Annotated in this window: 18 protein-coding genes; 10 read left to right on the top strand and 8 right to left on the bottom strand. The window is 54.2% G+C overall.

Annotated features, from left to right (window positions below; translation table 11 throughout):
- Position 1: 1 nt before the first annotated feature.
- The 3 genes from JEM67_RS14275 (at position 2) to JEM67_RS14265 (ending at position 5199) form a co-directional block, all read left to right on the top strand.
- Positions 2-3178: an efflux RND transporter permease subunit gene (locus JEM67_RS14275; protein ID WP_199635899.1), complete on the top strand. Its 3177-nt coding sequence runs from the start codon at positions 2-4 to the stop codon at positions 3176-3178.
- A 1-nt stretch (position 3179) separates the two neighbouring features.
- Positions 3180-4634, top strand: coding sequence for an efflux transporter outer membrane subunit (locus JEM67_RS14270; protein ID WP_199635898.1), 1455 nt, complete (start codon positions 3180-3182; stop codon positions 4632-4634).
- A 187-nt stretch (positions 4635-4821) separates the two neighbouring features.
- Positions 4822-5199 (top strand): DUF1493 family protein, encoded by a 378-nt coding sequence (locus JEM67_RS14265; RefSeq protein ID WP_199635897.1) that lies wholly within the window; start codon positions 4822-4824, stop codon positions 5197-5199.
- A gap of 284 nt (positions 5200-5483) precedes the next feature.
- On the opposite strand, the gene JEM67_RS14260 is transcribed toward JEM67_RS14265, so the two are convergent.
- Both JEM67_RS14260 and JEM67_RS14255 read right to left on the bottom strand, forming a co-directional pair.
- On the bottom strand, positions 5484-6053 hold the full coding sequence (locus JEM67_RS14260) for a DJ-1/PfpI family protein (protein ID WP_004944657.1): 570 nt from the start codon (positions 6051-6053) through the stop codon (positions 5484-5486).
- Positions 6054-6217: 164 nt separating this feature from the next.
- Entirely contained in the window at positions 6218-7492 is a 1275-nt protein-coding gene (locus tag JEM67_RS14255; protein WP_199635896.1) for a Glu/Leu/Phe/Val family dehydrogenase, read from the bottom strand.
- Positions 7493-8163: 671 nt separating this feature from the next.
- On the opposite strand from JEM67_RS14255, the gene JEM67_RS14250 reads away from it, so the two are divergent.
- Positions 8164-8796: a helix-turn-helix transcriptional regulator gene (locus JEM67_RS14250; protein ID WP_013812960.1), complete on the top strand. Its 633-nt coding sequence runs from the start codon at positions 8164-8166 to the stop codon at positions 8794-8796.
- Positions 8797-8847: 51 nt separating this feature from the next.
- On the opposite strand, the gene JEM67_RS14245 is transcribed toward JEM67_RS14250, so the two are convergent.
- From JEM67_RS14245 to JEM67_RS14230, 4 genes are all read right to left on the bottom strand, one after another.
- Entirely contained in the window at positions 8848-10344 is a 1497-nt protein-coding gene (locus JEM67_RS14245) for a serralysin family metalloprotease (protein ID WP_013812959.1), read from the bottom strand.
- 266 nt (positions 10345-10610) lie between these two features.
- Positions 10611-10850: a hypothetical protein gene (locus JEM67_RS14240; protein WP_013812957.1), complete on the bottom strand. Its 240-nt coding sequence runs from the start codon at positions 10848-10850 to the stop codon at positions 10611-10613.
- A 41-nt stretch (positions 10851-10891) separates the two neighbouring features.
- A complete protein-coding gene (locus JEM67_RS14235; RefSeq protein ID WP_199635895.1) occupies positions 10892-11845 on the bottom strand; it encodes a LysR family transcriptional regulator in 954 nt (317 codons plus the stop codon).
- 443 nt (positions 11846-12288) lie between these two features.
- Entirely contained in the window at positions 12289-13179 is an 891-nt protein-coding gene (locus JEM67_RS14230) for a LysR family transcriptional regulator (protein WP_199635894.1), read from the bottom strand.
- A 305-nt stretch (positions 13180-13484) separates the two neighbouring features.
- On the opposite strand from JEM67_RS14230, the gene JEM67_RS14225 reads away from it, so the two are divergent.
- From JEM67_RS14225 to JEM67_RS14210, 4 genes are all read left to right on the top strand, one after another.
- Positions 13485-14513, top strand: coding sequence for an alpha/beta hydrolase (locus JEM67_RS14225; RefSeq protein ID WP_199635893.1), 1029 nt, complete (start codon positions 13485-13487; stop codon positions 14511-14513).
- A gap of 97 nt (positions 14514-14610) precedes the next feature.
- Positions 14611-15084, top strand: coding sequence for a cyclophilin-like fold protein (locus JEM67_RS14220; protein WP_199635892.1), 474 nt, complete (start codon positions 14611-14613; stop codon positions 15082-15084).
- 92 nt (positions 15085-15176) lie between these two features.
- Complete coding sequence (locus JEM67_RS14215) at positions 15177-16367, top strand: MFS transporter (protein WP_199635891.1); 1191 nt, start codon at positions 15177-15179, stop codon at positions 16365-16367.
- 70 nt (positions 16368-16437) lie between these two features.
- The gene (locus JEM67_RS14210) at positions 16438-17394 is read left to right on the top strand and encodes a bifunctional helix-turn-helix transcriptional regulator/GNAT family N-acetyltransferase (RefSeq protein ID WP_199635890.1); all 957 of its coding nucleotides are present in this window, start codon (positions 16438-16440) and stop codon (positions 17392-17394) included.
- Here JEM67_RS14210 and JEM67_RS14205 read toward each other — a convergent pair.
- On the bottom strand, positions 17375-17743 hold the full coding sequence (locus JEM67_RS14205) for a winged helix-turn-helix transcriptional regulator (RefSeq protein ID WP_199635889.1): 369 nt from the start codon (positions 17741-17743) through the stop codon (positions 17375-17377). The genes JEM67_RS14210 and JEM67_RS14205 overlap by 20 nt on opposite strands.
- 105 nt (positions 17744-17848) lie before the next feature.
- On the opposite strand from JEM67_RS14205, the gene JEM67_RS14200 reads away from it, so the two are divergent.
- Complete coding sequence (locus tag JEM67_RS14200) at positions 17849-18403, top strand: NAD(P)H-dependent oxidoreductase (RefSeq protein WP_199635888.1); 555 nt, start codon at positions 17849-17851, stop codon at positions 18401-18403.
- A gap of 43 nt (positions 18404-18446) precedes the next feature.
- On the opposite strand, the gene JEM67_RS14195 is transcribed toward JEM67_RS14200, so the two are convergent.
- Positions 18447-19232: an NAD(P)H-dependent oxidoreductase gene (locus JEM67_RS14195; RefSeq protein ID WP_199635887.1), complete on the bottom strand. Its 786-nt coding sequence runs from the start codon at positions 19230-19232 to the stop codon at positions 18447-18449.
- 84 nt (positions 19233-19316) lie between these two features.
- Between JEM67_RS14195 and JEM67_RS14190 the strand changes: the two genes are divergently transcribed.
- Positions 19317-20213 carry a LysR family transcriptional regulator gene (locus JEM67_RS14190; RefSeq protein ID WP_199635886.1) on the top strand — a complete coding sequence of 299 codons (897 nt, stop codon included), beginning with the start codon at positions 19317-19319 and terminating at the stop codon, positions 20211-20213.
- The last annotated feature ends 155 nt before the right edge of the window (positions 20214-20368 follow it).

The following is a 20368-nucleotide window of genomic DNA, read 5'->3' as shown; positions in this document are numbered from 1 at the left end:
CATGGCGCAGTTCTTTATTCGGCGGCCGGTGTTTGCCTGGGTGATCGCGATCATCATCATGCTGTGTGGCCTGATGTCGATCAACTCGTTGCCCATTTCGCAATACCCGGACGTTTCCCCACCGCAGATCGCCATTTCGGCTACCTATCCGGGCGCGGATGCGGAAACACTGGAAAACAGCGTGACGCAGGTCATTGAACAGCAGCTCACCGGCCTGGACGGCCTGCTGTATTTCTCGTCGACCAGCAGTTCCGACGGTTCGGTGAGCATCAACGTCACCTTCGATCAGGGTACCGATCCGGACATCGCCCAGGTACAGGTGCAAAACAAAGTTCAGCAGGCGGAAAGCCGCTTGCCGTCCGAGGTCACCTCGCAAGGGGTAACGGTCAAGAAATCGCAGAGCAGCTTTTTGCTGATCGTCGGTCTGTATGATGAGACCGATAAAGCGACGATGGCAGACATCGCCGACTATCTAGTCAGTAACCTGCAAGACCCGCTGTCGCGCATCAACGGTGTGGGTGACGTGCAGGTATTCGGCTCGGAATACGCCATGCGTATCTGGCTGAACCCGACCAAACTGGCGTCTTATTCGCTGATGCCGTCCGATGTGGAGACGGCGATTGAGGCGCAGAACACCCAGGTTTCTGCGGGTAAAGTCGGCGATCTGCCGGCCGGCGCCGATCAGCAACTGACCGCCACGGTCAAGGCGCAATCCCGGCTGCAAACCCCGGAGCAATTTCGCAATATCATCCTGAAAAGCGACAGCAGCGGGGCCCTGGTTCGCCTGGGTGATGTGGCGCGGGTTGAGCTGGGCAATGAGGATTACTCTTCCAGCGCACGCCTGAATGGTCACCCGGCGGCGGGTATCGCGGTCAAGCTGGCCGCAGGAGCCAATGCGCTCAATACCGCCAAGCTGGTCAAGGCCAAGGTGGCGGAATATCAGTCATCCATGCCTGACGGCTACAAGGTCGCGTATCCGAAAGACAGCACCGACTTTATCAACATCTCGATTGAGGAAGTGGTGAAGACGCTGTTCGAAGCGGTGGTGCTGGTAGTGATCGTGATGTTCATCTTCCTGCAGAACCTGCGTACGACGCTGATCCCGACCATTACCGTGCCGGTGGTGCTGCTCGGCACCTTTGGCGTGCTGGCGGTGTTCGGTTATTCGATCAACACCCTGACGCTGTTTGGCATGGTGCTGGCCATCGGGCTGTTGGTCGATGACGCCATCGTGGTGGTGGAGAACGTCGAGCGCGTGATGCGCGAAGAAAAACTGCCGCCGCGCGAAGCGACGGAAAAGTCGATGAAAGAGATCACCGGCGCGTTGGTGGGCATTGCGATGGTGCTGTCTGCGGTGTTCCTGCCGATGGCGTTCTTCGGCGGGTCCACCGGGGTTATCTATCGCCAATTCTCCGTCACTATCGTCTCTTCCATGGCGCTTTCGGTGCTCCTGGCGCTGACGCTGGCACCGGCGCTGTGCGCCACGTTGCTGAAACCCGCGCATGAGGAACTGACCGACAAAGGCCTGCTGGGCAAATTCAACCGGGGTTATGACCGGCTGCAGGCGAAATATGCCGACAAGGTCGGCAGGGTGATCCACCGCCCAATGCGTTACCTGCTGATGTACGGCCTGTTGCTGATCGCAGCCGCCGTCATGTATATGCGCCTGCCGACCGGCTTCCTGCCTAACGAAGATCAGGGGATGGTGATGGTGCAGTATACGCTGCCGGCTGGCGCTACCGACGCTCGTACCTCGGTGGTCAGCGACGAGGTGAAGGATTACTTCCTCAATAATGAGAAGGCCAACGTCAACAGCATTTTTACCATCAACGGCTTTGGTTTTAGCGGCAGCGGCCAGAACGCCGGCATGGCTTTCGTCAGCCTCAAGGACTGGAGCCTGCGCAGCGGCAGCGAGAACACCGCTGACGCGATTGCCAAACGCGCCATGGGGCACTTCGCCAGCATTCGCGATGCTCAGGTGTTTTCGATGAGCCCGCCGTCGATCGACGGGTTTGGCCAGTCCAACGGATTCACCTTCGAGTTGCAGGCCAAAGGCGCAACGACCCGTGCGGAATTGCAGGCGATGCGTGACCAGATTATTGCCGCCGCCGGTAAAAATCCGGGCCTGATCGCCGTGCGCGCCAACACCTTGCCGGATACCCCGCAGCTGCAGGTGGATATCGATAATGACAAGCTGCAAGCGTTGGGCCTGAGCGCCAGCGACGTCAGCAGCACGCTCACCAGTTCTTTCGGCAGCACCTATGTTAACGACTTTATCGACCGCAACCGGGTGAAGAAAGTCTATATGCAAGGGGATGTGGAGTTCCGTTCAAAACCGGAGGATCTGGATAAATGGTTTGTGCGCGGCAGCTCAACCAACATCATTTCAGGCACGACCACAACCACGACCAGCATGACGCCATTCTCGGCCTTTGCCTCATCGCGCTGGATCTACGGGCCGGAAAACCTGTCGCGTTATAACGGGCTTTCGTCGTTCGAAATCACCGGCGAAGGCGCTCCGGGCACCAGCTCCGGCACCGCGATGGATGAAATGGAAAAACTGGCGGCGAAGTTCTCCGCGGGCAGCAGCTACTCCTGGAGCGGGCTTTCTTATCAGGAGCGTCTGACCAGCGGCCAGGCGGGATCCTTGTATGCCATCGCGCTATTGGTGGTGTTCCTGTGCCTGGCGGCGCTGTATGAGAGCTGGTCGATCCCGTTCGCGGTCATGATGGTGGTGCCGATGGGCGTGGTGGGTTCGCTGTTGGCGGTCACGCTGCGCGGTCTGGAAAACGATATCTACTTCCAGGTGGCGCTGTTGACCATTATTGGCCTGTCGGCCAAGAACGCCATTCTGATCGTGGAGTTTGCCGAAGAGAAGTACCAGCACGGAGAAACGCTGATCGCCTCGGCGGTCGAAGCATCCCGTATGCGCTTGCGGCCGATTCTGATGACGTCGCTGGCATTTACCGCCGGGGTGTTGCCGCTGGCAATCTCCACCGGCGCCGGCGCCAACAGCCGTATAGCCATTGGCACCGGGATTATCGGCGGCACCCTTACCGCGACGCTATTGGCGATCTTCTTTGTTCCTTTGTTCTACGTTTTGGTACGCCGGGTATTTGCACGTAAACCGGTCGTCGCCAAACAGGTAGAAAGCACCACGCCACAGGCAGGAGAATAATGTGCTGCAACGTTTGATAACTCTGACATTCCCCCTGTTACTGGCAGGCTGTATTTCACTGGATCCGGACTACCAACGGCCGCAGGCGCCGGTACCGGCAAACCTGCCGCAAGGTGCCGCCTATGCCACGCCGAGCGGTAAGCTTTCGCTGAGCTACCCGGATATCCCGTGGCGCGATTATGTGGTGGATGCGCGGCTGCGGCAGGTGGTGGCGATGGGGCTGAGTAGCAGCCGTGACCTGCGTGAAGCGATCGCCAGCATTGAGTCGGCGCGAGCGTTATACGGCGAACAACGTTCCGAACTGTTCCCAACCATCAACGCAGGGGTAGACGGCACGCGCTCACGCTCTTTGACCGGCAATGTCAATGCGACCGCGATCGGCCAGAGCTACGAAGCCAGCGCCAGCACCAGTTCGTTTGAGTTGGATCTGTTCGGTAAAAACCGCAGCCTGTCGCACGCAAAATTCGAGACCTATCTGGCGGAGTCCGAGGCGGCAAAAAGTACGCGCCTGACGCTGATCGCCGATATCGTCACCGACTGGGTGAACGTGGCGGCGGAACGCAGCCTGTTGGCGGCCGCCAAAGACACGATGGAAAGCGCCAGGTTGTCGCTGGAAGTGACGCGTAAAAACCAGCAAAACGGCATTTTGTCGATGGTGGATGTGGCTTCGGCGGACACGGTTTATCAGCAGGCGCGTTCAGACGTCGCCAGCGACACCACCAGTGCCGCGCAGGCAAAAAACGCGCTGGATCTGGTGGTGGGGCAAAGCGTGCCCGAAAGCCTGTTGCCGAACGGGATCGAGGCGCTATCCGGCATCATGAAAGACATGCCGGCCAATGTGTCGTCGCAGGTGCTGCTGAACCGGCCGGACATCCTGGAAGCCGAGCATAATCTGAAGTCAGCCAATGCCAGCATCGGCTCTGCGCGTGCGGCGTTCTTCCCGTCGATCAGCCTGACCGCCAGCGGCGGCGTGAGCAGCGGGGAGCTGTCGTCCCTGTTCAGCAAGGGCGCCGGCGTCTGGTCCTTTGCGCCAAGCATCAGCCTGCCGATTTTCACCGGCGGCTATAACACCTCACAGCTCAACTACACCAAAGCGCAAAAGGATCTGTACGTCGCCACCTATGAAAAAGCGGTGCAGACGGCGTTCCAGGAAACGGCCGATGCACTGGCGCGCAAAGGCACCATTGGGGAGCAGCTGGCGGCGCAAACCGGCTACGTGGCAGCCTCGCGGGAATATTACCGCCTGGCTGAACTGCGTTATCGGCACGGCGTAGATACCTACCTGAACATGCTGGACGCGCAGCGGACGCTGTACACCGCCCGCCAATCGTTGATCGGCGCGCAGCAAACCGAGTACCAGAACCTGATTACGCTGTATAAGGTGCTGGGGGGCGGCATTACGGCGGAGAAGCAGGGGGAGAGCCTGGTCGCCAATAGCGCGACCCTGACCCGTTAAATGTATTCGCAGCCAATAAACCGATTACGCAGGGTGGTGTTATCACCCTGCGTTTTTATATTTATCCGGTGAGGGAAATGTAAAGAAAAGGAAAATAACCCCGCCCCGCAGAACTCGATACAATAAGAAAGGTCAGAGAAATATCGCATCTTTCCCGCGGCCAAATATCAAATATATTGAGGTTGAAATGGACAGTGATATTCAGCAGCAAGTGATTTCCGTTATCGACAGATATAACACGCCCGGCTTTCTTAAAAAGGGCATCGCCGTCACTCTGAATACCGAGATAAACAAAGAGCTTAGCTTAACCTTACCGATGTCGAAGACACTGATGCGCGGCTACTTCGACACCTTCGACATAGACAACAGCAGCTACAATCACGATCTGTATTTTCGGCAAGAAGCAAAGTCGGGGATATTATTCTCCGCATCACCTCGCCGCGTGAATAACTGGGATCTGGAGATGGAAAGGATCCGGCCGCTGTATGTTTACATGCTGGTACGATCCGCCCGTGCCAAACGCTGGCTTTATGATATCCATTTTCTGATTGAACAATTAAAATGATGCGAAACCGGTACGGATAACATAACGCATTATTTTCTGTTCCCGGACGCTAAATTAACGCCAGCGGAAAAGAGAACTTCTTATGAATACCCTATGGCTTTCAAGCTGCAGCTAGGCGCCCAGCTCGTTCATCCGCAGGAGCTTACTCCGGTAAGTGACTGGGGTGAACGCGTGCAGGTAACGACGCTGCAGCTTGAAAGACGACGGGTATAGAGGCAGCATCAGAATAGATGCCTTGTGCTGTTGGCCCGCATGTCCGATTGCGGGCCATTTTTATGCCGGGTTTATTGCTCCAACACCTCGGCAAACTTCGCCAGCCACTGCGGATGCGCCGGCCAGGCTGGAGCGGTCACCAGATTGCCGTCAACGTGGGCCTGATCGATACCAATATCCGCATAATGCCCGCCGGCTAACTGTACTTCAGGGGCGCAGGCTGGGTAGGCGCTGCAGGTGCGGCCTTTCAACACATTGGCGGCGGCCAGCAGTTGCGGGCCGTGGCAGACGGCGGCTATCGGTTTGCGTGCGGCGTCAAACGCCTGCACCAACTTGATCACTTGCGGGTTGAGGCGCAGGTACTCGGGCGCTCTGCCGCCGGGGATCAGCAGGGCGTCATAATCCTCCTCCCGTGCGGCGGCAAAATCGGCATTCAGGATAAAGCGGTGGCCGGGTTTTTCACTGTAGGTCTGCGCACCGTCAAAATCATGGATCGCCGTCATGATGTAGTCGCCTTTGACTTTATCGGGGCAGACGGCATCCACCTGGTGACCAATCATCTGCAATGCCTGAAAAGGCACCATGGTTTCATAATCTTCGGCATAGTCGCCGACCAGCATCAGGATCTTTTTCTTGCTCATGAGGAAGTTCTCCGGAGGGGAAAGGATCCCTAACATATAGCTTATGCGGGCAGGGAGCGCGAACCAGAAAAACGAAGATCGGCACTGGAAAGGCAGTGAAACGGTTTAACGCGGGGGAAAGGGAAATATCCCGGCCCGCAAAGCAGGCCGGGCAGTACAACGTCTTAACCTGGGTAAATGCCACGCTCTTTACGTGCGGTCAGGATACGCTCACAGGCGACGATATAAGCCGCTGTGCGCAGGCTGCACGCTTTCTCTTCGGCCTTGTTCCAGACGTGAACCATAGCGTCGGTCATGATCTTGTCCATACGCTCGTTGATTTCGCTCTCGCTCCAGAAGTAGCTGGCCATATCCTGCACCCATTCGAAGTAACTGACGGTCACGCCGCCGGCGTTACAGATAACGTCAGGCACTACGGTAATGTTGCGTGAACGCAGCACGTCGTCCGCGTCTGGATAGGTTGGGCCGTTAGCGCCTTCCAGCACCAGCTTGGCGCTCAGGATTTCTGCGCGCTGGCGGGTGATCTGGCCTTCCAGCGCCGCTGGGATCAGGATATCCATGTCAACCGACCAGAAGGCTTCGCTTTCAATCTCTTTGGCGCCAGGGAAACCCGCGATCTGCTTGTTCTTGGTCTGCCATTCGGTCAGCGCGGCCAGATCGATGCCGTCCGGGTTGAACAGGGTGGCTGAGTGGTCCTGAATCACCACTACGCGGGCACCGACGCCAACGAACAGACGAGCGGCTTCGCTGCCTACGTTACCAAAGCCCTGTACCGCGACTTTAGCGCCTTCAATTTCAACGCCAAGACGCTTGGCCACTTCGCTGCCGGTGACGAACACGCCGCGACCGGTGGCTTTTTCACGGCCCAGAGAACCGCCGAGGTGAATAGGCTTGCCGGTGACCACGCCGGTGATAGTGGTGCCGTGGTTCATGGAGTAGGTATCCATCATCCAGGCCATGACTTTCGAGTTGGTGCCGACGTCCGGCGCAGGGATATCTTTCTGCGGCCCGATGATAAAACCGATTTCGCTGGTGTAGCGGCGGGTCAGTCGCTCCAGCTCGCCTTCAGACAGTTTGAAAGGATCGACGCGGATACCGCCTTTGGCACCGCCGTAAGGCAGGTTGACCGCCGCACATTTGATGGTCATCCATGCTGACAACGCCATGACTTCATCGAGATCAACATCCGGATGGTAACGGATGCCGCCTTTACCCGGACCGCGCGACAGGTTGTGCTGAACGCGGAAACCTTCGAAGTGGCGGATAGAACCGTCGTCCATCTGCAAGGGGATGTCGACAATCAGCGCACGCTTGGGATGACGGAGGGTATCAACCCAACGAGTCAGGTCACCGAGGTAAGGTGCAACGCGGTCGATTTGTTGCAAGTAGGTGGCCCAGGCCGTTGTGCTGCTTTCTGAAGCGTAGGATAGCTTTTCCATAACCAACCTTTTTTTATATAGGTATTTATTTTGTTTAACCGTGGATTACTAAGTGCATAACACTTTTGCGACGCTAAATTTACCATTAAACCTGCCGGTTGTTAGCCCCCCCTGATCGGGCTGCAGGCCGGTTTCCAATGGGTTTTGACGGGTAAAAATGAATAGTTAAGTACTTTTGTCGGGAGGTTTGGCGAGGTATTCATGCTTTATGCACAAAAAACGCATAAATCTTGCCTTTATCTATTTGTCAGAAGCTTGAATGTGATCAAAAAGTTTCATTTTATTTAACCACCATGTTGACAATGCCGTTTCCTGACGGCGGAGTGGAATTCATGTAAACACGGCCTGTCATCGTATTTTTATTAAACGAAAATAGCGTCAACTGACTGATATATTGAAAATCTTATGCCATTAGCGGACTGTTCACGCAAAGTGTGGGCTACAGCGCAGTTCGCGCCGTCGTTTTATGATTCGGGGCGATATTCACTTTCCGTTAACAAAAGGGCTGGTGGCATTTTGCCGCCTCAGGCTCAACATGTTCCATCACCGCAGCGGTGAACCAAGGGAGGGCGGGCTCGGCATTACACGGCAAGTAAGGTATGCTAAGCGGCTGTCCAGATGATGAGAATCGGCCATTATCATCATGCTTATCGTTACGGAGAAACAGCCCGGTGCTGAAACCCACGCCTCAACTTGAATTATTGCAGTCGGTCGCCGACGGTATCGCAGCGCTGTTTTTCCCTAATGTGGAAGTGGTGATACACGATCTGTCGACCAACAAAGTCGCCTATCTCGCCAATAATCTGTCGAAACGCAAACCGGGTGACGATGCCGGCCTGGACGATTTTGATATCAACAGCGGCGCGCCGGTCACCGGCCCTTACGAGAAGCTCAACTGGGATGGCAAAAAAATGCGCTCGGTGAGCATTCCCGCCCGCGATGAACAGGGCAATCCGAGCTATCTGCTGTGCGTTAACCTGAGCACCAGCATCTTTGAGGACGCCAGAAACGCACTGGACATGTTCTTGTCGGTGACTCGTCTGCAGCCACAACCGCAGCAGCTGTTCAAGGATGACTGGCAAGAGAAGATTAATACCTTCCTGCATGAGTGGATCCGCCTTCAGAACACCTCGCTGTCATCATTAAGCCGTGAGCAAAAAAAGCGATTGGTGATCGATCTCTACAATGAAGGCGCATTCAAGGCCAAAAGCGCCGCCGATTATATCGCCAACGTGTTATCCCTTGGGCGCGCGACGGTCTACAAATACCTGAAAGAACTAAAAAAAGGCGAGGGCGCCCCCTAAGAAGCCCTCGCCGAAAAGCGGGAGGATCCCCGCTTATGCCTCAGTAAAGGGTTAAACGATAAAATCCGTGCTGGCGTTAGCCTGGCCGACGATCTTCACCAGGAAATCAGGTTGCCAGCCGGTGTTGTCTGCGTCGTGACCGCGCAGATCCAATGCCAGAACGCTGTTGCCGCTATTGAGGGTTAAGGTCGCTTCATTGGCCTCGCCAGTGAACGCTTTGACGAAGTTGATTTCACCGGCAAACGCGCTCAAATCAATTTTGTCGACGCCGGTGGTGAAGTCCTTGATCCAGTCTGGCGCTTTGGCGGTGGAATCCGAGGCGGCGGCATAAGCAAAGGTGTCTTTACCTGCTCCGCCCCATAAGGTATCCGCACCTGCGCCGCCAAAGATAAAGTCGTTGCCGGCCCCCCCTTTCAACTGGTTGTTCAGTGCATTGCCGACCAGAATATCGTTACCGCTGCCGCCGATGGCGTTCTCAATGTGGGTTCCCTGAGTAATGGACACATTGCCCTTCAGCCCGCCAACGTCAGAGAACGCGCCTTCGTTAAGGTTAATGCGCTGGTTGCCGGCAAAGCCGGAAAAATCGAAGGTGTCATTGCCACCGGTGTCCCAGGCGCTGAAAATCAGTTTGCTGTTGCTGTCGGTGGCCGACAGATAACCGCGCCCGGTATTTGAATGGAAGCCATAAACGGTGCTCGTGTTAAACGCTGTGGTGTTGGCACCGTATAGGTATTGCATGCCGGCAATATCATCCATCAACGGGGCAGAGGCGTAATAACCTTTGAAGTCGCCGATCGTTGGGTTGGACGCTGGGCTAACCTCGGAGAAATAGCTCATTATGGAAAACTGGTTGGTGTCTTCCACGTAGGCTGCGTCATTTCGATAGGTAGGAGCGCCACCGTTATAACTTCCCGGGTGATCAAGCCCCAGCGCATGGCCAATTTCATGAGTAAAAACCTGTGCGCCGTAACCCCCGCCTGAGCTAGGATCGCGGTTTTCTGGCAGATCAAGAACCCATACCTGGCCTGACATGTCATTGCCCCAATCGTCGAGGATAGGTTGGTTATTTTCTAACGTATGCGGATACAACGCATAGTTAGAGTCATCATCTTTAACCTGAGTAAAATTACCGAATTTGATCTGCGCATTTTGGCTTTGAGAAGCGGGCAATTCCTTAAATTTCAGGTTGGCGACATCGGCCCAGGCTTGCAGCGATGCTTTGGCAAAAGCCTTTTGCGTAGCGTCCAACCCGCTTAACCCGCCATCACCAGAACCATTTTTTTCATACTCACTCCAGGTCGGGAAAGCAAAAGTGACCGTTGCGCCTTTACCTGTCGCCTCCTGACCTGTGCCATTCCAGGTTAGCAGGGGGCGAGCCAGGTTGATCCCTGCCGACTCGGCGCTTTGCGACGGTTTACCATTCAGTGTAAAACTGCCGCGCTCCTGATAATGCCAGAAGAGATCGATACTTTTATAAACGGATTGATCGTCGCCATCAGCCAAAACGGAGTTATCATACTGGCTATAGATATAGTTTTTTCCACTCATTGCTACCCCTCATTTTACCTACTGTTACGGTTTGTTCGGCCACCTGTGCATTTGCTAATGCCACGGTGAGCGAGGATATATCGCTGGTGAGGAAGAAGGGCGGAAGGTTACGCCAAAATAAATCGATAATGCTATTTACATGTGATTGAATCATTTTCGTAATCCAGAAAATCTAGTCATGACTTTTTGTGCTGTACACTCTTCCGAGGGAAAAAGTCACTTTCCAAACAGGAAGTAATTATTTTGAGGAAAATAAAGGTGAATGGTTATTCAGATGGCGTCATCCCAACCATTTCAATTGCGACGCGGTATAGTTTCCTGGTGTAATCACAGGATTGCGCTTCTATTTCCTCCACTAAATAGGCCAATACGCCTGATTTGTTAACGGTCTTTTTTCCGGCCGAGATATGGGTAAAGCATTTGTCCAATATTGCATAGACTTCTGCATTGATATCCTGCACATCGCCGGTGAGGCCAAAAATTTTGATGTCTATACCTTGCTTCATTGCGGTTTCTCTCCATGTTATTGCGTTAACGAAGTGCAGCCCTATTTTGAATCATCAAGATGATTATTTTGGGGAAGGCCGACCTGTAAGTGAGTTTTTATAAAATCTACGCAGCTACGAATGAGGTGCGTCTTCTTCTCCTGATTCTTGATTACCGCGATGATATCGGCTGATTGCCGGTAGTGCGGTAAAACTCTGACCAATACCCCAGAGGCCAATTCCGGGGCTGCCCCCCAAAGCGGCAGCATGGCGATACCGTGATTTTTAATTGCCCAGGTTTTGACCACGTCGCTGTGGCTGGCGGACAGCGTACCGCTCACTTTAACCTTGCTTTCTGTCCCGCAGCGGCTGTCCGCCAGCCTCCACAGCCCCATACTTTCCTCGCGCGGACGGTACAGGATGCAGTTATGATGGCTGAGATCGTCAAGCTCCTCGGGGGTGCCGTGGCGTTTGAGATAGAGCGGCGAGGCGCAAAGCACACGAAAGCTGGTGGCTATTTTGTAAGCCACAAGATGAGGCTCTTTCACGCTGCCAATGCGGATATCGATATCAATATCGTCTGCAATCAAATCGTTTTGTTGATTGGTCAGATCCAGCCATATGTTTAAGCCGGGGTTCTGCCGTTCCATTAAAGACAATACCGGCGCCAGATGGTTTTGGCCCAAATAGGTATTACAGCTGATCCTCACATTACCGCTGGCCACGTCCTGTAAGGCATTTATGCCAAAAATGGCATCTTCGACGTCACCAAGAATATCTTTAACTTTAATAAAAAAGAACTCACCGCTTTTACTCAGCATCACCTGACGGGTAGTACGAACAAAAAGCTTGGTATCCAGGGCTTTTTCAAGCGAATGGATACACTTAGTTACGTATCCAGGCGTAATACCCATTTCCTGAGCTGCCCGGTTGAAGCTAAGCCATTTGGCCACAAGGAAAAACAAGTTTAAATCCCATAACGATATTTGTTTGGGTAAGGTTTTAAGTACGGACATGCGGGCATTCTCATGTAAAACATACGGATATTCCCATCATAAATATCAGGCTGCGATAAATGGGTGATAGGCTGTACTTAAATAAGTAAAATAATCACAAAAATGAACATTTCCATGACTGTGCGCAGTTTACCTGAAAAACATCAGCTGTAAATTCTGACCTTTGTCGATGAGTAAATTTCATATTGAGCATTGAACGCAGGGAAGTTATATAACCACACACCATAAGCTTATAATAAAACAAACTTTCAGCACTTGAAATTTAAGTCTTTTCCTATTTATTATAGGCAAAAAAAACAAAATAGGGATACCGTAGTCAGGCAATTACTTCCATATAAGAACTTCTATCTTTACCAAAAAAACGATCTGGCTTTAGGGGGCAATTTCCAGATGTCTTCCCGCCAGATCTGGCGGGGATAACGAAGGTGAAGGTCTGCGAGTGGCTAAAGATGATTGCGGTAATTTTCCTTCAGGATATCAACCAGGGCCATAAAGGCCGGCGAACCGTGGCGGCGATGAGGATAATAAAGATGATACCCCTGAAAATACGGGCACCATTCAGCGAGGATTTCTGTCAGTTGCCCACTATGGAGATAAGGGGCTACCAGGTAATCGGGTAGGTAAGCAATGCCGATGCCCGCCAGCACGGCGTCTAACTGATGCAGGGTGCTGTTTGCCGTGAATTGCCCCTTAACTTTTACGCTGAACTGATGTTTGCCTTTTTCAAATTCCCAGGCATAAACGCCGCTGGTGATTGAATGACGGATATTAATGCAGTTATGCCGGATAAGATCGTTAGGGGTTTGCGGGGCGGAATATTGCTGGAAATAAGAGGGCGTCGCCACCACGCACAGTCGCCAGTCCCGGCTGATCCTTACCGCCACCATGTCCTTGTCAATAGACTCGCCCAAGCGTATACCCGCATCAAAGCGCTCCTGGACGATATTGGTAAAGCCGTAATCGATACCGATTTCAATATTAATCTCGGGATATTTTTTTAGAAAATCGGCCAGCACAGGCCGAATCAGGTACTGAACGGAATCATCGGAACCGGTCAGGCGAATCGTCCCGGTCGGGGTGTTCCTCATCGCCCCCAACTTTTCCAGCTCATCGTTTATCTGCTCGAATAAGGGCCCCAGGCTGCGCATGAGCATTTCGCCTTCTTCGGTGGGGGCCACGCTGCGGGTGGTTCGGGTCAGCAAGCGATACCCCAGTTTTTCCTCCAGCGTTTTAATCGTATGGCTCAGGGCTGATGGGGTGACGCCAATCTCCGCCGCCGCTTTGGTAAAGCTCTGCAATCTGGCAATGCACAGAAAGGCTTTAAGATCATCCATTTTGCTTCTCCTCTGGGGCTGGATTCAGGTGTTGATTGGGCGGGTGCCTGAGTGCATATCATCTTACCCAAATGCAGGCTGAGGGAAAACCATTGATGAATTTCTCTCACAAAAGCGTAAAGATTTTTGGCATTAATTGTTCTAATCATTGTTGCTATATTGACTGCGTCGACAGGCCCTTTACATCAACTTGAAATGAGTCGTTTACATAAATGACCCGCGTTCAGGTTTGATTTTTGATTCCCCGATTTACTTATACGAATACCGAAGAAATTAACTTCACTATTTCAACCGAGAGTAATCCGATGAAGAAAATAGCGTTATCCCTGGCCCTGCTGGTCAGTTCATTCACCTCTATGGCCGCCGATATGTCTCACGGCGCAAATAACTTTTACCTGAGCGATAAGGTAACGACGCAAAAGATCACCTTTAACAATCAATTCAAAATGAAGATTGTAGGGAACCTGTACATGCCCAAAAATCGGAAACAGGGCGTCAGCTACCCGGCGATAGTCATCGGACATCCAATGGGGGCGGTGAAAGAGCAGAGTTCGAACCTTTATGCGCAGAAACTCGCTGAGCAAGGTTTTGTCACCCTCGCTATCGATCAGTCTTTCTGGGGGGAGAGTGAGGGGCAACCCCGTAACGTTGTTGCGCCAGACCTTTACGCAGAAGCGTTCAGCGCAGCGGTTGACTACCTGAGAACCCAACCTTGGGTTGATAAAGAGCAGATTGGCGTGCTGGGCATTTGCGGAAGCGGTAGCTTCGTCATCAGCGCCGCGAAAATCGACTCGCGCATCAAAGCCGTTGCGACGGTCAGTATGTATGATATGGGGGCGGCAGTGCGCAATGGACTCAAACACTCGCAAACGCTGGAGCAGAGAAAGCAGATGATCGCCGCCGCATCCGAACAGCGTGATGTGGAGTTCGCGGGCGGAAAAACCGAATACGTCAGTGGTACTGTGCATGAATTGACAGCGGACACGCCGGCTATTCAACGTGAGTTCTATGACTTCTACCGCACGCCACGCGGCAAATTCACCCCTAAAGGTTCGTCACCGGCGCTGACGACCCATCCGACGCTGACCAGCATCGTCAAGTTCCTGAACTTCTATCCGTTCAATGACATTGAGACGATCTCTCCTCGCCCGATGTTGTTCATCACGGGTTCTGAAGCTCACTCGCGTGAGTTCAGCGAAGAGGCCTATAAACTGGCCGGTCAACCGAAAGAACTGGTCATCGTGCCGGGCGCCGGTCATGTCGATCTGTACGACCGTACCGACCTGATCCCGTTCGCCAAGCTGGCTTCCTTCTTCCATAGCCATCTGAAGTAAGCGTTTCCTCAGGCCGCGCACACCCACGCGGCCTGCAACCTGAGCTTATTTCACGGGTAACAGCATGGAGAAGACGTCGACTATAAAAGGACATGTCATGGAAAAGACCTCTATGCGGGTTAGCCAATATGCAGCACTGCTCTTTATGCTGTCGACAGTCGGCACATTACAAGCAGCCCAGGACGATTCTGAGAACCAGAAGGAGGCCGTAAAAATGCATGATATTCAGCTCGTAATTGGTTCCACCTCTCTGACGGCAACGCTTGAAGATAATCCGACGGCGCGGAGTTTCATTGAGCTGCTGCCACTTACCTTAACGCTTAAAGACTACGGCGATGCGGAAAAAATCAGTGGCGCGCTGCCACATCGCCTTTCGCAAGACGCGGCCCCCGAGTCTGATGCCGGCGCCACCGGGGATATTGCTTATTATGCCCCGTGGGGGAACATTGCTTTTTACCGAGACCCGGGACCTGAAGCCGCAGGGGTTATCAAAATGGGCAAAATTACTTCAGGCATTGAGGCCCTTAACCAACCGGGAATAATGCGCGTAACAATCACCCTTGGGAATTGAATCTGATGTGTATTTGACTGCGTTCATTCATTTTCCTTGCCCATAATATGCCCCCGTTATTTTACGGGGATATTTTCATTTCGGAGTAACCCATGACCACCTCAACCCGATCCTCGTCAGGAGGTTCTTTGGCGAGTGCCGTCGGCTCCATGGCGCTGTGCGTAGCGCTACTGATCGCCTCAGAGTTTATGCCTGTCAGCCTGCTGACGCCTATCGCCGGCGATCTGCATGCTACGCAGGGCATGGCCGGGCAGGCAATTTCCATCTCAGGTTTGTTCGCCGTGTTGGCCAGCTTGTTTATCGCTCCGATAGCAGGCCGCTTTGATCGCCGCTATGTCTTGATGAGCATGACGGTGCTTATGCTGTTGTCACTGATTCTGATCGCTCTGGCACCCAGCTTTTCCTTGCTAATGGTCGCCCGCGCACTGCTGGGTTTAGCCGTGGGCGGTTTCTGGTCGCTGGCTACCGCCACGGTGATCCGCCTGGTTCCTGCGCACCGAGTCCCCAACGCGCTCGGCACCATTTACATGGGTAATGCGGTCGCCACCGCGTTTGCAGCGCCGATTGGCGCTTATATGGGGGGGCACTTCGGATGGCGTTGGGTCTTTGCGAGCCTGGTTCCTCTGGTTTTGATCAACCTCGTCTGGCAGGCGAAAAGCCTGCCGTCGATGCCGCCACAGGCCAGCATTCCGCTCACACGCCTGTTCGGTTTGCTCAAACGTCGCTATGTCGCCATAGGTATGCTTGCGGTCATGCTGACCTTTGCCGGAGCCTTTGCCGCATTCACCTATTTCCGCCCCTTTCTGGAAGGCGCGACCGGTGTTGACGCAGACAAACTCTCCTTGCTGTTGTTGGGCCTGGGGGCAGCAGGTTTCGCAGGCACGCATTTTGCCAGCGCCATGCTGCAGCGCAATCATCTGTATCGGCTGCTGGTTTGGTTGCCGGTCGGCCTGGCGATGGTGACCTTAGGCATGGTCGGGGCAGGTCATATATTTGCCGGCGTTGCGGTGATGATGCTCGGATGGGGCATGCTGAACGCGGCCATTCCGGTGTGCTGGTCTACCTGGCTTGCCAAAGAGATTAATGACGAATCGGAAAGCGGCGGTGGCCTGATGGTGGCATCCATTCAGTTATCCATCATGCTGGGTGGGGCTGTCGGCGGGCATTTGCTGGATTCCATCGGCGTGGCCGCGCCGTTGATTGGCGGCGCAGTTTTACTGATGCTGGCGGCGTGGATGATAGGAAACGGACGCCGCCTGCAACGGCCAGAGCAGGGGTTTTGATTCGTACTCTTGAATTTGTGGCTTTCTCTGATATGGTTGTATTGTGCAACCATATATGGGAGAGGCCATTATGCCCACCGCCGAAAGCCGTCTTTATTTGCAGCCTATCAGGGATGCGTCACGCCATCTGGTGCGCGAGCTGGGCTTTATGGGTAGCACTTTGGCGGGGACCGATTTGCCGCCGTCCGCCGTGCATGCGTTGATCGAAATCGGCGATCGGCAGGTTGATACCGCCGCGCAGCTGTGTACCGTGCTCAATCTGGAAAAATCCAGCGTCAGCCGCATGCTGAACAAGTTAATCAAGGCAGGAGAACTGGCTACGCAACCCAGCGAGCGCGACGCGCGGGAGAAAATGCTGCGGCTGACGGAACAAGGGCGGCAAACCTTGGCGGGGATTAATCGCTTTGCCGAACGGCAGGTACTGAATGCGCTGGACACTCTGCCGACGGCGGCCGGCGCCGGCATTGCCGCCGGTCTGCAAACCTATGCTGCCGCATTGCGCGCGCACCGGGTCGGTGACGGGGCATTGCCGGTACCTGAGGCAGAGATTGCCAGTGGTTACCGCCCCGGCTTTGTCGCCAGAACGCTGGAAATGCATATGCAGTATTATTCGCGGACGGTTGGGTTCGGCGCATTTTTTGAATCTACGGTAGGGGCGGCGCTGGCCGATCTCGCCGGGCGCCTGTCTCATCCGCTGAACGAGACTTGGTCCGCGCTCAGCGGCGGCCGTGTTATCGGTTCGGTTTCCATCGACGGCGAGTCACTGGGCGATAACCGCGCCCATCTGCGTGCCTTTATCATCGATGACAGCCTGCGCGGCAGCGGCGTGGGCCGGAAATTGCTGAACCGGGCGGTGGCCTTTTGCGACGAACGCGGATTCCGTGAAACGCACCTGTGGACGTTCAAAGGGCTGGATGCAGCCCGGCATCTGTATGAAAGCGTCGGTTTTGTCCTTGCAGAAGAGCAGCAAGGTGAACAGTGGGGCCAACCGATGACTGAGCAGTTATTTATTCGTCCGCATGGCTGAGCGCTTCAGAACGGTGAGTTTCCCCCCAGGCACACATCATATCGATGACTGGGATCAACGTGCGGCCTCGTTCCGAGAGGCTGTATTCGACCTTGGGCGGGATCTGCGGGTATTCCTTTCTGATGACGATGCCGTCTCTTTCCAGCTCCTTTAACGTCGAACTTAACGTTTTATAAGAGATGGTGCCAATGCAGCGCTGCAATTCATTGAAGCGTAATACCGGTTTATATTGCGCCAGCCAGTACATAATAATCATTTTGTATTTCCCGCTGATCACCGACAGCGTATAGCCATATCCGGTCTGTTCGAGGTCGATGCCCGTTGGGCTGCAAATATCTTCAGCGTTCATTTGATACTTTCCTAAAGGTTAGTATGTGTAGTCAGTGTGCGTATTTTACATTAATAAAGCATAGCATATGATGCCCCGGTGAACTCATTGAAAGGGGAAGTCTGAATGAAAACACTGGTGGTGGTCGCTCATCCTGATATCGAAAACTCGATGATAAATAAAGCCTGGCTGACCGAGCTGAGGAAATATCCCGATCTTTATACCATTCATGAATTATATAAAGCCTATCCAGACTGGCGGTTCGATGTCGAAAAAGAGCAGCAACTGATTGAGCAGCATGAAAAAATCGTGCTGCAGTTTCCGGTGTTCTGGTTCAGTTCGCCGCCGCTCCTGAAGAAGTGGCTGGATGATGTACTGACCTATGGCTGGGCCTATGGTTCAAGCAGCGGTTATAAGATGAAAGATCGCAAGGTTGCATTGGCCGTCACGGCGGGGATCAGCGCGAAGGGTTACTCGCAGGAGGGCAGATATCAGTATTCACTGGATGAAATTTTGCGGCCTTTTGAAATCACGGTTAACTATGTGCGGGCAAAATACGGCTCATTCCATGCATTCTACGGCAAGGAAAATACCCCGGACGCTGAAGTTGAACCCCTAAATCATCATGATATTGAACGCAGTGCGTCAGAGTATCGAGCGTTTATCGCCAATCTGAACTAGCCCTCTACCGCGCGCGCCGTATTAAATGGCGCGCGCGGTAGAGTTATTGATTATCGCTGCTGTGCACAGTGAACCCCGAACGACCTGGCGCGATATGCTCTTTCAGGGACAGCTCGGGGATATGGTATTCCCCGGCATTTTGCCGCCGGAACGGAATAGGCGGGGTATCCCACAGGCTGTCCAAACGTTGCCCGAGTACCTCACAGGCCGCGGCAAACCGCGCCGGGTCTATCTTGTCGGTTCGGTAGATCACGAACGGCGGCAGTACGTCAAAACCGGGATAATGCAAAATCCCATGCTGGATCGGGAATAAAATATCATCCATAGGCCCGTTGATGCCGCGCGGGCCGTAATGCGTTTCCCAACCGCCGGCGGTGACCATCAGCATGGCGCGCTTGCCGACCAGAGTGCCCTCACCATAACGATCGCCCCAGTGGGTGTCGGAGTGTTCCCCCACGCCATAGGCGAAACCGTAGGCGTAAACCCGTTCCACCCAACCTTTGAGGATCGCCGGCATCGAGAACCACCACAGCGGGAATTGCAGGATCACCGCATCGGCCCACAGCAGCTTTCGCTGTTCAAGTTCAATGTCTTTGCTTTGCAGCCCATCCGCAAATGCCCGTTGGGAATCGTGCACAGGATCGAACCGCTCACCCGTTTGTGTTGCCGTGCTGTCATCCGCGTCGAGCACGGCTTTCCACTGCATGGCGTAAAGGTCGGATACCTGGACGGCATGCCCGGCATCCTCCAGCCGCTTGATTGAAAAATCCCTCAGCGAACCGTTCAGCGACTGCGGTTCTGGGTGTGCGTAGACGAGAAGAACATTCATGGTAGACCTCCGTTGCAAGATAAGAGCAGGGTAGGTTTTTGTCCGGTATAGTAGAAATGAATTTCTAATATTCCAGGTATTACCATGACTAATCTCAGACGACTGGATCTCAATCTGCTGGTGACGCTGGATGCCTTGCTTGCCGAACATAATGTGACGCGAGCGGCGCAACGCCTTAATTTCTCGCAGCCCTCGGTTAGCGTGCACCTTGCCAAGCTGAGGGAGATTTTTGGCGACCCGCTGTTGCTGCCGGGGCCACGAGGCATGCGGCCTACCGCGCGGGCCGAGGCGTTACGTGAGCCTTTGCGACAGGCGCTCGAGGCGCTGGAGCAAGCCGTGGCACCCGCAAGCCCTTTTGATCCCGCCAGCGCCGGCAATACCTGGCGGGTGGCCGCCTCAGACTATGGTGAATCGACCATCATCTTGCCCGCCTTGATTGGCCTGCGTTCTGTGGCTCCGGGCACCCGGTTGGCGGTCTTCGAAGCCGTGCCCGCTCGCCTCGCCCGGCAGGCGGAGCAAGGGGAAATTGATCTTGCTTTTCATACTCATGAAGGATCGCCAGAGAATCTGCGTCGGCGTACCCTGTTTAGCGAACGATACGTCTTGGCAGGCCGCGCCGGTCATCCTCAACTGGCGGTAACCCCTACGCTGGAACAGTTCTGCCGGCTGGAGCACGTGGTGGTATCGCCGGACGGCGGGGGATTTTTCGGCAATACGGACAGCGTATTGTCAGAGGCCGGTCTGCAACGCCGGGTGGTGCTCTCGGTTCCTCATTTCCTGTTTATCATGTCTGTCCTGGCCAGCTCCGATCTGGTGGCCATGCTGCCTTGGCGGCTGGTGCGCAACAACCGGGCGCTACAGGTGGTTGAAGCGCCCATTGAGGTCCCCGGATTTGAAATGGCCATGCTGTGGCACGAGCGATCCCACCGCGATCCGGCGCATCAATGGCTGCGTGAGCATATCGTCGCGGCAGTGAGCTAACGGCTGATTGATTAATGGAGGTAATAGGGGCGTTAACGATCGCCTGGCAGCGAAAATAGCCTTTCCTCGCGTCGTTGGTTTAATACAGAGAACTGAGTCGCAGATTCTTAATCAGCACTTTCCGGCTTAAGATACGGGCGCCGTCGCGGTATTCT

The sequence above is a fragment of the Serratia sp. PAMC26656 genome (genome assembly GCF_016469055.2).
Classification (GTDB): Bacteria; Pseudomonadota; Gammaproteobacteria; order Enterobacterales; family Enterobacteriaceae; genus Serratia; species Serratia plymuthica.
The sequence above is the reverse complement of the archived record's forward strand: the minus strand, read 5'-3'. Positions and strand labels throughout refer to the sequence as shown.